Source organism: Paenibacillus sp. NPDC056933 (genome assembly GCF_042674385.1).
In the GTDB taxonomy this organism is placed as follows: Bacteria; Bacillota; Bacilli; order Paenibacillales; family Paenibacillaceae; genus Paenibacillus.
Genome location: NZ_JBHUQN010000005.1, coordinates 194,015 through 207,262 on the forward strand (window position 1 = coordinate 194,015; position 13,248 = coordinate 207,262).

At 48.5% G+C, this 13,248-nt stretch carries 13 protein-coding genes; 5 read left to right on the forward strand and 8 right to left on the reverse strand.

Features of this window, described 5'->3' with window-relative positions:
• Nucleotides 1-28: 28 nt before the first annotated feature.
• A complete protein-coding gene (gene pdxR, locus ACFTRD_RS27340) occupies nucleotides 29-1,486 on the reverse strand; it encodes a MocR-like pyridoxine biosynthesis transcription factor PdxR (RefSeq protein WP_379385554.1) in 1,458 nt (485 codons plus the stop codon).
• Between the two features lie 191 nt (nucleotides 1,487-1,677).
• Here pdxR and ACFTRD_RS27345 point away from each other — a divergent pair, with 191 nt between their 5' ends.
• The 3 genes from ACFTRD_RS27345 to ACFTRD_RS27355 all read left to right on the forward strand — a co-directional run bounded on the left by ACFTRD_RS27345 (nucleotide 1,678) and on the right by ACFTRD_RS27355 (nucleotide 4,168).
• A complete protein-coding gene (locus ACFTRD_RS27345) occupies nucleotides 1,678-2,295 on the forward strand; it encodes a pyridoxamine 5'-phosphate oxidase family protein (RefSeq protein WP_379385556.1) in 618 nt (205 codons plus the stop codon).
• Nucleotides 2,296-2,461: 166 nt separating this feature from the next.
• Complete coding sequence (locus ACFTRD_RS27350; protein WP_379385558.1) at nucleotides 2,462-3,760, forward strand: aminotransferase class I/II-fold pyridoxal phosphate-dependent enzyme; 1,299 nt, start codon at nucleotides 2,462-2,464, stop codon at nucleotides 3,758-3,760.
• 282 nt (nucleotides 3,761-4,042) lie between these two features.
• A complete protein-coding gene (locus ACFTRD_RS27355) occupies nucleotides 4,043-4,168 on the forward strand; it encodes a YjcZ family sporulation protein (RefSeq protein WP_228469587.1) in 126 nt (41 codons plus the stop codon).
• 161 nt (nucleotides 4,169-4,329) lie between these two features.
• Here the strand turns inward: ACFTRD_RS27355 and ACFTRD_RS27360 are convergent, their stop codons facing one another.
• From ACFTRD_RS27360 to ACFTRD_RS27380, 5 genes are all read right to left on the reverse strand, one after another.
• Nucleotides 4,330-5,547 (reverse strand): ABC transporter permease, encoded by a 1,218-nt coding sequence (locus ACFTRD_RS27360; protein ID WP_379385560.1) that lies wholly within the window; start codon nucleotides 5,545-5,547, stop codon nucleotides 4,330-4,332.
• Nucleotides 5,548-5,549: 2 nt separating this feature from the next.
• Entirely contained in the window at nucleotides 5,550-6,302 is a 753-nt protein-coding gene (locus ACFTRD_RS27365; RefSeq protein ID WP_192270521.1) for an ABC transporter ATP-binding protein, read from the reverse strand.
• A 27-nt stretch (nucleotides 6,303-6,329) separates the two neighbouring features.
• Nucleotides 6,330-7,703, reverse strand: a complete 1,374-nt coding sequence (locus tag ACFTRD_RS27370) for a DEAD/DEAH box helicase (RefSeq protein ID WP_379385562.1) — start codon at nucleotides 7,701-7,703, stop codon at nucleotides 6,330-6,332.
• 213 nt (nucleotides 7,704-7,916) lie between these two features.
• Nucleotides 7,917-8,690, reverse strand: coding sequence for an SDR family NAD(P)-dependent oxidoreductase (locus ACFTRD_RS27375; protein WP_379385564.1), 774 nt, complete (start codon nucleotides 8,688-8,690; stop codon nucleotides 7,917-7,919).
• Nucleotides 8,691-8,748: 58 nt separating this feature from the next.
• A complete protein-coding gene (locus ACFTRD_RS27380; protein ID WP_113055972.1) occupies nucleotides 8,749-9,207 on the reverse strand; it encodes a chemotaxis protein CheX in 459 nt (152 codons plus the stop codon).
• Nucleotides 9,208-9,658: 451 nt separating this feature from the next.
• Between ACFTRD_RS27380 and ACFTRD_RS27385 the strand changes: the two genes are divergently transcribed.
• Complete coding sequence (locus ACFTRD_RS27385; protein WP_192270527.1) at nucleotides 9,659-10,561, forward strand: LysR family transcriptional regulator; 903 nt, start codon at nucleotides 9,659-9,661, stop codon at nucleotides 10,559-10,561.
• Between the two features lie 32 nt (nucleotides 10,562-10,593).
• Nucleotides 10,594-11,403 carry a histidinol-phosphatase gene (locus ACFTRD_RS27390; protein ID WP_192270529.1) on the forward strand — a complete coding sequence of 270 codons (810 nt, stop codon included), beginning with the start codon at nucleotides 10,594-10,596 and terminating at the stop codon, nucleotides 11,401-11,403.
• Between the two features lie 274 nt (nucleotides 11,404-11,677).
• Here ACFTRD_RS27390 and ACFTRD_RS27395 read toward each other — a convergent pair whose 3' ends face one another.
• Both ACFTRD_RS27395 and ACFTRD_RS27400 read right to left on the reverse strand, forming a co-directional pair.
• Nucleotides 11,678-12,310 (reverse strand): GNAT family N-acetyltransferase, encoded by a 633-nt coding sequence (locus ACFTRD_RS27395; protein WP_379385567.1) that lies wholly within the window; start codon nucleotides 12,308-12,310, stop codon nucleotides 11,678-11,680.
• 182 nt (nucleotides 12,311-12,492) lie between these two features.
• Complete coding sequence (locus ACFTRD_RS27400) at nucleotides 12,493-13,227, reverse strand: metallophosphoesterase family protein (RefSeq protein ID WP_379385569.1); 735 nt, start codon at nucleotides 13,225-13,227, stop codon at nucleotides 12,493-12,495.
• Nucleotides 13,228-13,248: the final 21 nt, after the last annotated feature.

Genomic DNA, 13,248 nt, shown 5'->3' on the forward strand with positions numbered 1-13,248 from the left:
AATATCTTATCCCATTATACAGCGGAATTCACTGAAACGAAAATGTGCACTTCTCCCAAGCTAACCGCATCCGCCGGATGCCCTCTTGAATCTCTTCTTTCTCCAGATGTGCGAAGCCAAAACAGACAGCCGGATGACCTGGTGTCAGCTGATATCGCACCGCATCACGGAATACTACACGTTCCTCCCGAGCCAGCATCTTGAACCGCTGATAGCTATCGATATCTCCCTTCCACGTGGCATAAATATGCAGTCCTGCATCTCCGGGCTGCATGATGAAGGGCTCAGGTAACTCTCGCTCCATCTCGCTGACAAAAAACGCATGCCTCTCTCCATAGAGCCGGGTCAAACGTCTTAGATGGCGCAAATATCCACCTCTGGTCATAAATTTCGCGAGTGCACGCTGTTCCAGAATCGCAGAAGGTACCGGTTCATACAGCGTTTTTGCAGCGATCAGCGGCTTCACTAGACTTGGTGGCAAAACCGCATATCCAAGCCGGAAGGACGCAATCATCGTCTGCGAGAATGATCCGACATAGATGACCCGTTGTTCATAATCGAGCACTTTAAGCGGTTCGATCGGCCTGCCACCCCACCGAAACTCACTGTCATAATCATCTTCAATAATGACAGCATTACGCTCCGAGGCCCATGCAAGTATTGCTTTGCGTCTGTCCAGCCCAAGAACAGCACCTGTTGGAAATTGGCGGGTTGGTGTTACAAATAACGCTTGTGCTTTCCATGTTTGCGGAATAATTCCTCTGGCATCAACTTCGGCTGGAATAATCTGTCCACCACAGGACTTCACTGCCTGGGCAATTCCCTGATAACCCGGATTTTCCAATACCACTGCAGCCCCTTCAGGGATAAGCAATTGAGCCAGCAAGGTAATCCCCTGCATGGAACCACTGAACAATACAATCTGTGAGGCATCCGCCTGGATGCCGCGTGTCCACCTCAGATGTGACGCAATGGCCTCCCTCAGTTCCAGATCACCTGCTGTACCACTTTGTTCACGCTGATCACTCCGATGAACAGCAGCCAGGGCGCTCTTCCATTCCGCTTGTGGAAAATGCTCGGCAGGCATGCGATGCACATGGAAATTGATGAGGGATGGATCACGCTCCATGACAGATCGTGTATCTTTTTGAATCTGTGTATTCAGCGTACTCACCCGTTCTCCCCATGGAGAAAGCTGAATCACTGCTTCCTGCCCCGCCTGCTCCTGTTCCGTTAACGTATCGGTAACAAAAGTCCCTTTTCCCCGAAACGCCTGCACATACCCATCGGCAAGCAGCATGTCATACACCTGGGCAACAGAGCCCCGCGACATGTCATATTGACGTGCCAGCTCTCGGGTAGAGGGCAGCCTCGTGCCTCCAACCAGCGTCCCGGCATGAATCGCGTCCCGCAGAGCATGGTATAACGCCTCGTATTTGTATCGATGCTGCAGCTCGTATGATTTCAGGGGCAGCCACAATTCCATCGTGCACCTCTTCTCCATTGGTCATGATCATGCAGCTTCATCAGCATTCATGAATTTAGTTTATTATATAATCCCCAATTGGCCTATCAAATTGAATGTAAATTGGATCTTTTTATATGTCAATACAGGTTTTATTGTTATGGCTAAGGTACAACGATTTAATCCATATACCAATCAAGGGGGAACACTAGATGAGAAGAAAAGAATTTACTGTAGATGAAGAACAGGAAATTACAGCGTTTTTGGACCAATGCTCCTTTGGTTTTCTGGGAACGGTTAGTCCGGACGGGCAGCCACGAGTGACACCGCTGAACTTCGTATATATGGACGGTTGCTTTTATTTTCATGGGAGTCTTGCCGGAGAGAAAATGAAACAGATCAAGCATGACTCCTCCGTCAGCTTTACCGTAGCAGAAGAGTTCTCCCTGATTCCATCCTACTTCAGCGATCCGGAGTTGGCTTGTCCGGCAACCTCGTTTTTCAAAAGCGTGATGGCATTCGGTCAGGCAGAGCCTGTACAGGATCTGGACATCAAAGGGAAGGTGCTGCAACGTTTCATGGAGAAACTTCAACCGCAAGGCGGATATACTCCCATTGATGCTGCCGATCCACGGTACAAAGGTCAGCTTAAAGCCGTCGCTGTCGTCCGTATTGTTCCTGAACGGATGAGTGCCAAATTCAAATTTGGACAAAACCTCTCCACCGAACGCTTCGATCATATTAGTGGCGAACTGGAACAGCGTAACGAAGGACGAGATGCGGAAACTGCCGAAATGATGCGGAAATACTGTCCTTTTCACCAGGAATAACCCTCATTTTCCACGCTAAATAGTAACATCATCCTAACTTTAAACACCTCGCAACAACGCGGTGAAGTGATATAACTGTCATGTTACGTAATTTCCGTGACGGGGGGAAAGCAAGGTGTTATAATGTTAGGCAGTTGAATCACAAAGACTTGGAAGGATGAAAAGAATGAATCCACTGGCTGAACAGTTGAACGAAAATATTCAGGCAGGCAGCAGTCACGTCTACTCTATGCTGTCGCAGCTCGGCAAAGAAATCTATTTTCCAAAAGAAGGTATCTTGAGTCAGTCTGCTGAAGCAGCAAGTCTGGCCAAAACCTATAATGCTACGATTGGTATCGCCCTGGAGGGCGGTGTGCCGATGCATCTAGCTGTAATTCAGGATAAGCTCTCTGCATACCAACCGAAGGATCTATACCCTTACGCTCCGCCTGCAGGGAAGCCTGAGCTGCGGACTGTCTGGAGAGACAAGATGCTCAAGGAAACACCTTCGCTCGAAGGCAAAACGTTCGGTAATCCAATTGTGACCAATGCATTAACCCATGGATTGAGTATCGTAGCCGACCTGTTCGCCGAAGAAGGGGACGCTGTTATATATCCGGATAAAAACTGGGAAAATTACGAGCTGACCTTCGGAATTCGTCGTCACGGCCAGTTGGTTCATTATCCTTTGTTTGATGATCAATTGAACTTCAACAGTATGGGTCTGCTCGAAGCATTGCTTGCGCAAAAAGACAAAGGCAAAGCCATCGTACTGCTAAACTTCCCGAATAACCCGACAGGCTACACGCCTGGAGCCAAAGAAGCAGACGCCATTGTGGACACGATTCGTCAAGCAGCAGAGGCTGGTGTGAACGTGGTTGCTGTGACAGACGATGCCTACTTCGGTCTGTTCTTCGAAGATTCCATCCACGAATCCCTGTTTGGCAAACTGGCTAACCTTCATCCGCGTGTACTGACTGTTAAAGTAGACGGAGCGACCAAGGAAGAATTCGTATGGGGTTTCCGCGTTGGATTCATCACGTATGCCCATGAAGATGCTGCAGTCTTGCATGCTCTGGAGCAGAAAACACTCGGAATTATCCGGGCAACTATTTCCAGCGGTCCACACCCTTCCCAAACTTTTGTGCTGGATGCGCTCAAAGCACCTGAGTTCGAAGCTCAGAAACAGGAGAAATTCGAGATCATGAAGGGCCGTGCCAACAAAGTGAAGGCCATTCTCGATAGCGGCAAATACGGAGAGGTATGGGACTACTATCCGTTCAACTCCGGTTACTTCATGTGTCTGAAGCTGAAAGACGTTGGTGCTGAAGCACTTCGTACCCATCTGCTGCAGAAATACGGTGTCGGCACCATTGCGCTGGGTGAGGCCGATCTGCGAATTGCTTTCTCCTGTATTGAAGAATCCGGATTGGAAGATCTGTTCGATACGATCTATCGTGGAGTTTTGGATCTACAGACAACGTAATTCATATACAGTTAATGCTTATCCAAATAAATAAGTCAGGAACGGACCTTCGTCCGTTTTCTGACAAATATGAACCCCCTCTGTATCCTGATGAATGCCTCTCGATACGAAGGGGGTTTTGTGTTTCATCCTGAAAACGTATTGCTGTCTTGACCAGGGCGAATGCCCAAAACAATGATTTCCAAACTGTTCGGGGCAATGGCCCAATCAGCCTATCCCCACGGCACATAATATACGATGTACGCAAGGGCGTGCCTAACACCACTTGAAAGGGGAATGACTATGTCTGGAGTTGTTGAAGAAACAAGAGGCGGTTACGGTTACGGTTACGGAGGATTCACAAATACAGGTGCCATTCTCGTTCTGTTTATCTTGCTCGTCATTATCACTAAATCGTTCCTCTGTTAGTCCATACCTGCTCATTAAGACTTGAATCACGACCGTCTGAAGCACAGAAAGAAGGGTACTCCGGGATACAGCTCGGAATACCCTTCTTTCTGTGATCTCAAGTATAGATTCAATCAACAACTCTACCCAGCAACCCGCCTGCTGATCAAACGTTCAGTCGTTTACTCATCCTCTTCTTCCTGCAACCATTTGTTTGCCTGCGAACGTCGCATAATAAAAATGACAAGTACGCCCAAGATGAGTGCTGCTGCGATGATGCCTATTCCACTCACGCCAGCAGCCAGCATAGGCAGCCACATGAGTAATGCAGCCAGTACATGCAGATTTGAGATAAATCCAAGCACCTGGGAACGACGGCTCTCTCCCGAGATGGGATAGATCATGATCCAGAAGGATTCGCCATGACTACGTCGCAATGCGCCCAATTGTACACCGATAAGCAGCAGGAAGAACAGATATACACCAATACCGAAATAGCTGCCTGCCGTCCACCAGGACAGCAGCATACCGAGTACAATCAAGCGTACAACAATAGAGAACACTTCAGTTCGAATAAACGTTTTGGTGATGAGATAACGGTAGGCTTTCCCTGCATTCCACGGAAGCCCACTCCCCCACTTGCTGAGCCAGCGGCGGGAACTGACTTTCTGTCCGGATGAAGGCACATCCACAAACCACCCCAGTGTTCTCATCACTCGTCCAGCCTGCCCCTGTTCCACCTGAATGAGACGTTCCCATGCAACCCGATGCTTCAACGGTATACGCAGGGCAACGATGTACACGACAGCCAACAGCAGCAGAAACCAGACGCTCCGCTGCGGAGGTTGCCATAACCAGGCGGCAATTGCCAGTAGGGCCAGCGCCCAGCGCAACAAACGGTATCCTCTTGCAGCACCCATCTGCACCATACGAAGTTCTTGCCAAGCACCATAGCTGGACAGCCCCTTCCACAGAAGCAAAAGCAGGATAAACCAGCCAAACGGCCTTGCATCCTGATCCGCGCGAACATAGAGCGGCCACAACGTAACAAATACGAGCAACATGCCCAGCGTTTTATAGATAATCCCACGGGCGAAGCTGTTCTTCAGATATTCCTGCATTCTATATTCCTGAGGCCGTAAAAATACAATGTCTGCGGAATGCAGATATGTACGATAACTGCTAAACAGCACTAGTGGTGCCATGAGCAGCAACGTAATCCAGCGAATCGGAAATCCTGCCGGAATATGTTGTACAAACGATGTATACCAGGCGGAGAACGCAATGACGAGAAATAAAAAGACCATGGCTACACCGCTCTGAATCACATAACCCAGATAAGGGAGAATTCCATTCCAGAATCCCGTGCGTCTTTGCTTCCATAGCTGCTTCAGATCCATGCTTAATCCCTGCCCTGTACAAGGGAATAGAACATGTGCTCCAGCGTGGCATTCGATTCCCCGAATTGAAGACGCAGCTCATTCAGCGTTCCCTGTGCAATGACCTGCCCGCGATGCAGAACAATAAAACGGTCACAGTAATTTTCAATCGTGGACAGAATGTGTGAACTCAGCAGAATGGAAGATCCCGAAGCCTTCATTTCGAGCATAAAATCTAGCAGTGAGCGAATGCCCAACGGGTCAAGACCCAGGAAAGGCTCATCAATGATGTACAGTGGCGGACCCGCCACGAAGGCACACATAATCATGACTTTTTGCCGCATACCCTTGGACAGATGGGTCGACAGACTTGTACTCTTCTCATTCATGCGGAACAAGTCCAGCAGCTTCTCTGTGCGCTTTTTGAAATCTGCCTCCGAAACCCCATACGCTCTGGCCGTAAACTCCAGATGCTCCATCACCGTCATCTCGTCATACAGCTCGGGAGATTCCGGTACAAAAGCCATGGCGGATTGATATACCTGCGGATCTTCATCCCGCTTCTTGCCCATAACCCGAACTTCGCCCTGCTGAGGGGTCATCAAGCCTAGAATATGCTTCATCGTGGTACTTTTGCCTGCACCGTTTAATCCGATCAGTCCGACCATCTCTCCGCGTCCAACTTCCAGATTGATGCCGTGGAGGACCGGCCGCTTGGCACTGTATCCTCCGCTTAGCCCGTTGATTTGCAATACGGGTGGTTGAACGTTATCCATCTACCCCTGCACCTCTTTCGTCAGGTTTTATTCTTCAGAGCGTGGCTCTTTGCCTTTGCTCCATTTGGGAGCGCCCTTGTTCTTGCGATCCTGGTCCCGTTCCGTTCTGCCTGCATTGCCTGCTGGCTTGCCGCCCGCCGGTCGTTGATTCGAAACAGCGGCTCTTGCGCCGCCATTGCGGCTGGCCTGACCAGGTTTACGATCCCGGGACTGCCCTGGTTTTCTGGAGAAAGAATGCCCTTCAGGCCGCGTATCCGGACGCGGATCAGCCTCCAGCACTTTACCCCCGAACAATACACGTTCCGGCAATTCGATTCCAAGCTCCCGCGCAAACTTGCGCATAATGAAAATTTGCGTTTCGTCCACAATCGACAACACGATACCACTGCGACCCATGCGACCTGTTCTGCCTGCGCGGTGGACATAGTGTTCCGAATCAAATGCAGGGTCATAGTTAATTACCATTGGCAAACCTTCAATATCCAGTCCTCTGGCTGCAACCTCGCTCGCGATCAGCAGTTGGAGTTTGCCATTGCGGAAAGCGGATAGCACATTACTGCGGGTCACCTTGTCAGCATCTCCATACAGCGCAGCTGCGGAGAAGCCCAGATGATTCATTTTCGCTTCAACCTCGCCAATATCCTCGGTAGCATTCACAAAGACAATGGCGCGATCCGGGTTATACTGTCTGACCAGACGACGCAGCATATCGATTTTGTTACGGTTTTCTTCCACAAAATAAAAATGCTCAAGTCCCGCCGCGGTTGCCCGGTCGGGTTCAATTCCGATCTGTACCGGCTCTTTCATCTCCCGCTTCGCGAGTCCAGCGGTATGTTCATCAATTGTGGCCGACAGGAAGATCAGCTGACGGTCGCGCAGCGCACTGCGCAATACAAAGTCCACATCGCTCACACCGCCGAGTTGGAACACCTGGTCTGCCTCATCAATAACGATCGTGGAGACGTTATGCATTTTCAACTTTTTCAGCGTGATCAATTCCTTCAGTCGCCCTGGCGTTCCCACAACCAGTTCCGGATGTTCACGAAGTTTCTCGACCTGACGTTTTACCGCTGCGCCGCCAATTAGACCAAGCACACCGATTTTCCGTTCTTCTCCATACCGTTGTGCCTCACGTACAATCTGCATTGCCAGCTCTTGTGTAGGCGCTATGATGAGCTTCTGTGTCCCTTTCACATCACTCTTGATCGATTGCAGCAATGGCAGCAGATAGGCGAGCGTCTTGCCTGTTCCCGTCTGAGATTTCGAAACCACGTCGCGGCCTTCCAAAATAACCGGGATCGTCTGTGCCTGCACCGGTGAAGGTTCATTAATACCATGTCTGGCGAGTACAGCCTCAAGATCCTGTTCTACGCCGATTGAAGCAAATGTTTGATTCGTCATGTATGTCCATCCTTTAAATTTATTCGTTTCGATGCTCTAGCCCTGCTTGTTACTGATAAAACCGAAGCCTGTCATCACATTACCTTTCATTATATGCGAAAAAAGCCTGTGGACCAAATCTTATTCATGAAACGTCTTTTCGCACGCAAAAAAAAGAAAAGCCCCTCGGCGGAGCCTTTCTTTCATCCGGTATATGATGCCCATTGTTGCATCTTACTTCTGATTCATTACACCGTGCGACAACTTGTCAGCGAGACGCGGAAATAGTTGATACAGCCACACTCCAGCCGAAGCCAGTCTGGGCAGATTCACTTCTTCCTTGCGCTTCTTCATCGCCCGGATCATATGCCCCGCCACCTCTTCCGGCTTCAGCATCATCCAGCGTACATTATTCACATAGTTGCCAGAGGGATCCGCCCGATGAAAAAACGGCGTATCGATGGGTCCGGGGTTAATGGTCGTTACCGTGACTCCGGTCTTGCGAAGCTCCTGGCGCAGGGCATTGCTGAAACCTAGTACGGCATGTTTGGTCGCCGTGTATGAAGCGGATTTGGCAGTTCCGATTTTGCCAGCCATGGACGCCACGTTTACGATTTGTCCCCTGCCACGTTCCAACATCTGTGGCAACACAGCCTTTGTGCAGCGAACAATACCCATGTAATTGACGTCCATCATCTCATCGAATTCCTGCACAGACATATCCGTCATGGTCGCAAACTTGCCGTAGCCCGCATTATTCAGCAGAATATCGATTCGTCCGTACTTTTGCAACATCGCATTCATGGCTGCCTGAACCTGCTCGTCATTCGTGACATCCAACGTAAGCAGTTCATGCTGCCCTTTCAGCGAGGCACCAATCTCTTCCAGCTTGTCCCGCGAACGGGCAGCGAGAATCGGAATGGCTCCTTCTTCGATCAACAGCTGCGCACAGAGCGCCCCGATGCCGCTCGACGCACCTGTGATAAAAACAATCTGATCTTTCAGCATACCCGATGTCCTCCCGTATTGAACACACATATTGCCTCATGAGGCGCATGGTTCTATTCTACGAGATCATCACCTGAATATCCATCTCCCCGATGCCATCCATCAACAAGGGAATGCTTAGTGCCTTCGTTGCACTAAATGAAGTCAGATATTCAGAATTCATCACTTGTGGAGGTGTGATATCTACGACAACACCCTGGTTAGACAAAATGGTACTTGCATTACCGCTAATCATGTTACCAAGTTCCGAAATAGCACTTTTACTCATCTCATCCATTTCTGTAATGACAAAGCCGCCCATCATGGCAGAAACAATTTTCAATGCAACCGACTCTTGTATTCCAAACACGATATTTCCGCTCAGTTGTCCGGTCATTCCGATAACGATCCAGACATGGTCTGCAATGTACTCTACATTTTTCACGCCAAGACTCCCGGTGGAAGGCGAAACCTGGATGAGCTGTTCGAATACGTTCCGTGCCGATTCCAGGAAAGGATTAATCACTTCCGCTTTCACTGTCTAATGTCCCCCTTACACTGGGTTATTGGTCACACACCAAAAGTCCCATATTCAATAAATTTATTATACTTTATCACGTACAAGAATTCATCAAGAATTCATCAAGATAGGTGTACTATAATTTATCGTCATCCACGGAGTAAATGTTTATAGCTGATTCTATCGAAAAAACGGAGCTTTTCGCATCTGCTGCATGAAGAATTCCCATCGAGATGCATGGCAAAAGGCATTTAGGACTTTTTTACTGTTTTCTCGCATATATTATTTTTTTCAATTTCTCGAAATTAAATTAATTTCTCGGTCTAATGGACCTGCCCAAATCTCTAATGTGCCATTCATTGCCCTGTTGTCCTGAATCACCTATAATTTAAGGAACAAAAACAATGACCAGTTACGGGATTCCATACTTTGACTGACAGAAGACATTTTGCCCGCAAGGAGGCCATACATGAATATCAGCCAATTGGAGACGCTGATTACGATCTCAAAAACGATGAGTTTCCGCAAAGCGGGAGAACTTCTGAACCTGACACAGCCTGCTGTCTCAGCCCAGATCAAAAGTCTGGAGGATGAATTCAGCACTGTGCTGGTAGATCGCAACCAGCCCGTCACTCTCACCGATCGTGGACAGGTGTTTCTGGAACATGCCGAACGCATGCTGGACATCGTAGGTGAACTGAAGCAAAAGCTTCTGGATCTCGATGAGACCCCTCAAGGGCATATCAGACTCGGTACAACCACATCCATTGCCATTCAGATTTTGCCACGGGTCTTGTCCTACTTCCAGGATCAATTCCCTCAGATCAAAACCAGTATCCAGTCCCTGCCCTCTTCACAGATTTATACCCAGGTCGAGAATGGTCTGGTCGACATTGGAATCGGTTATCTCACAGAGCGCAATCCAAACCTGAATACATCCGTGTTGTACTACGATACGTTCGAACTTGTGGTCTCCCCTTCTCATCCACTGGCGAAGCAAAAGCATGCTGCGGTGGATGTGCTGCGCAGCACCCCTCTGATTTTGCTCTCCCCGGATACAGTGGGACGGCGCTTTACGGAAGGTATTTTCAAGAAACATGACATCGAGCCCAATATCGTCATGGAGTTGTCGAGCAGTGAAGAAGTGAAGCGGATGGTTGAGATCAATCTCGGAGCGGCCGTCATATCCAAACAATCCGTTGCGCATGAGTTGCGGCAAGGCACACTTCGCATGATTCCACTCAGTGAACTCGAAGTCAGTCACCCTGTCGGGGTCATTTACAAATCAAGTCGATATCTCAACTCGGCAATGCAGCAATTCCTTAGCGATCTCAAAGGCATGCCGGAAACGCAGTTCATCAGTTCAGAATGATACATGAGCGATAAGAAAGGAAGGATATCCATATGAAATTCGATCTCCACACACATCATTTCCGCTGCGGTCATGCAGACGGCAATATTCGGGACTATATCGAAGCAGGGATTGAAGCAGGACTTCAGGCCATTGGTATCTCGGATCATACACCTTACTTTGGCCGTGACGAAGAGCAGGCTTTCCCCCGAATTGCGATGGGCAAATCGGAATTGCATCATTACGTGGAAGAAGTATTGGCTTTGAAGGAACAATATGCGGGTAAAATTGACGTGCTGCTTGGCATCGAATCTGATTATTTCCCTGTCCATGCCGAATTGTATCGCAGTACACTGGGGCAATATCCTTTTGACTATATTATTGGTTCAGTTCATCATACGGAAGATGTCAGCATATTCAACAAATCCCGCTGGAATGGATTAAGCGATGCACGTAAGGTTGAAGTGAAAGAGCGTTACTATGCATTGATCCGGCAATCAGCCCAAAGCGGCATGTTCCAGATCCTCGGACATATTGATGCGATGAAAGGAAACTATCCTCCCTTCTCCGAGATTATCGCGGATCAAGCCATAGATGAAACGTTGCAGGTCATTGCAGAATCAAACGTGGCTATCGAAATTAACACCTCGGGCAAAACCAAGCTCAGTGGTGGCTGGTACCCGTCAGATGCTATTCTGGAGCGTGCACATCATTACGGCGTGAAAGTGACCTTCGGATCGGATGCACACAAACCGCAGCGTGTTGCTGATGAACTGGATGACGTTCGTACACGTCTGCAAGAAATCGGTTTTACGGAATGGGTATACTTCAAACAGAAACAAATGCAGATTGTTCCGTTTTAATGAAAAACGATCTACGATATACTCAAAAACCCTACTGCCGGATTAATCCGCAGTAGGGTTTTTGCTATGGACAAAAAAAATGAACCCGCTAAGCGCGGGTCCCAACAGCATAATCTATTTATCAAAAAGGGGGTCATGAGATAAGTTTACCCGCTGTCTGTTAGAGTTCAATTGCAGCTATATTTCAATTGTGTAACAAATGAATCAATGAGTTATGAAATGGATTCAAATGATTGAAGTTCGATTCAAATCTTTTCAGATGCTCTATTCTATGTTACTCGTGCTTGTCGGATACCAATGTTGGGAGACGCCTCTCCTGAAGGGAGCCAATATGCTGTTCACGGTCCAGACTATACACCTTAACATCCAACAGGGTATCCGACGTCTCACCATCCTCATGATTCAAAACAAACGAGGGCAGGGTTCGTTCATGGCACATGCCGCATTTGATAAGTACTCGTTCGGAAGACACGTTTACCTCGTAACAGCGGGCTTCCACTTTCCGAAGACTGAGCTCGCTAAAACCAAAACTAATCAATCGATGTACCGCTTCAGTCGCAACGCCTTTGCCCCAACAGGATCTGTCCAGAATGTAGCCGATCTGTGCAGTACCATTCTGATCGTTCCAATGCTGGAAAGAAGTAATACCCATAATCTGTTCACTTCCTTTCCAGCAAATGCCGTAATGCAATGAATCCAGTTTGGCACTGCTGCTGCGAATCTGGTTCAATAGTCGCCGAGCCCGGATTAGTGTTGGCTGACTCCCCCTGTTAACATAACGAATGACCTGCGGATCTGAAAACAGTTCCGATAACGTGCTGTAATCACTCTGACGTAATGGTCGAAGAACAAGACGCTCTGTCCATAAAACAGGCAATCCTTGGCCCAGCATTTTTCGGGTCAGCATGACAATCGCTCCTTTTGCCTAACGGGTTCTAGTCCGGTAAGACAAGCATGCTCTGAGGATGATCCGGCGCAAATAAAATACATGGATAAACAACGAAACATCATACTATACTCCACAATACTCCGCTCAGTAGCCCCAACATTAGTATGCCAATTCATTACAGCGGATTATTCCTGACATAACTAATCCGTTTGCAGCCCGCGATAAACGCCTGTACGAAGTTCACGGATATAGAATTCAAGCGAAGGAACCTGGGCCTGCTGAGCAATCTGCACTTCCTGCTCAATATCATAAGGAACCCTTACAAATTGAAGGTTAAATGGGGTGTTCCGATCATTGCTGTTCTCTCCTTCAAGGATACAGTATGAAGCCTGGGTAAAATCAAGCGGGTTACCCACGCTGCCTGCATTGAACAACATTTTTCCATTCATGAATTGCAAGTATGCATTATGCACATCCCCATAACCCACAACATCCGCCCTACCAAGCTCAGGTTCATCTGCCGGAGGTTCGAACATCGCTAACCGCTTTTCGATCTCATCCCACGGTTGTACGCGGTGATATACACTTTTTGGGGATGCATGCATCAGGCGGATGGTACGGCCGCTCAGCTCCAATTGGTGGCTAAAAGGCAGGCTCGCCAAATACGCCACTCGTTCCTTCCCCAGCTGTTTCGCTTGCCAAGTGAAATTCTCGTTATCATGATTCGCAGCAACCAGTTCATCCCAGTTTCCCCGGATGACTTGCTCACATGTTTTCCTGACTGAATCAACAACCTGTACAGGGTCAGGCCCTTTACCAACGAGGTCGCCAAGACAAAAGATTCGCTGTAAGCCGCGACTCCGAATATCGTTCAATACCGCTTCCCAAGCAGTCATGTTGCCATGAATATCGGATACAATCGCAATTCGTTCCATCTGGCCAACCTCCCTTTATGC

Bases quoted from the DNA above. Each gene is read 5' to 3' on its own strand.
- pdxR (WP_379385554.1), bottom strand. From the start codon at position 1,486: ATGGAATTGTGGCTGCCCCTGAAATCATACGAGCTGCAGCATCGATAC.
- ACFTRD_RS27345 (WP_379385556.1), top strand. From the start codon at position 1,678: ATGAGAAGAAAAGAATTTACTGTAGATGAAGAACAGGAAATTACAGCG.
- ACFTRD_RS27350 (WP_379385558.1), top strand. From the start codon at position 2,462: ATGAATCCACTGGCTGAACAGTTGAACGAAAATATTCAGGCAGGCAGC.
- ACFTRD_RS27355 (WP_228469587.1), top strand. From the start codon at position 4,043: ATGTCTGGAGTTGTTGAAGAAACAAGAGGCGGTTACGGTTACGGTTAC.
- ACFTRD_RS27360 (WP_379385560.1), bottom strand. From the start codon at position 5,547: ATGGATCTGAAGCAGCTATGGAAGCAAAGACGCACGGGATTCTGGAAT.
- ACFTRD_RS27365 (WP_192270521.1), bottom strand. From the start codon at position 6,302: ATGGATAACGTTCAACCACCCGTATTGCAAATCAACGGGCTAAGCGGA.
- ACFTRD_RS27370 (WP_379385562.1), bottom strand. From the start codon at position 7,703: ATGACGAATCAAACATTTGCTTCAATCGGCGTAGAACAGGATCTTGAG.
- ACFTRD_RS27375 (WP_379385564.1), bottom strand. From the start codon at position 8,690: ATGCTGAAAGATCAGATTGTTTTTATCACAGGTGCGTCGAGCGGCATC.
- ACFTRD_RS27385 (WP_192270527.1), top strand. From the start codon at position 9,659: ATGAATATCAGCCAATTGGAGACGCTGATTACGATCTCAAAAACGATG.
- ACFTRD_RS27390 (WP_192270529.1), top strand. From the start codon at position 10,594: ATGAAATTCGATCTCCACACACATCATTTCCGCTGCGGTCATGCAGAC.
- ACFTRD_RS27395 (WP_379385567.1), bottom strand. From the start codon at position 12,310: ATGCTGACCCGAAAAATGCTGGGCCAAGGATTGCCTGTTTTATGGACA.
- ACFTRD_RS27400 (WP_379385569.1), bottom strand. From the start codon at position 13,227: ATGGAACGAATTGCGATTGTATCCGATATTCATGGCAACATGACTGCT.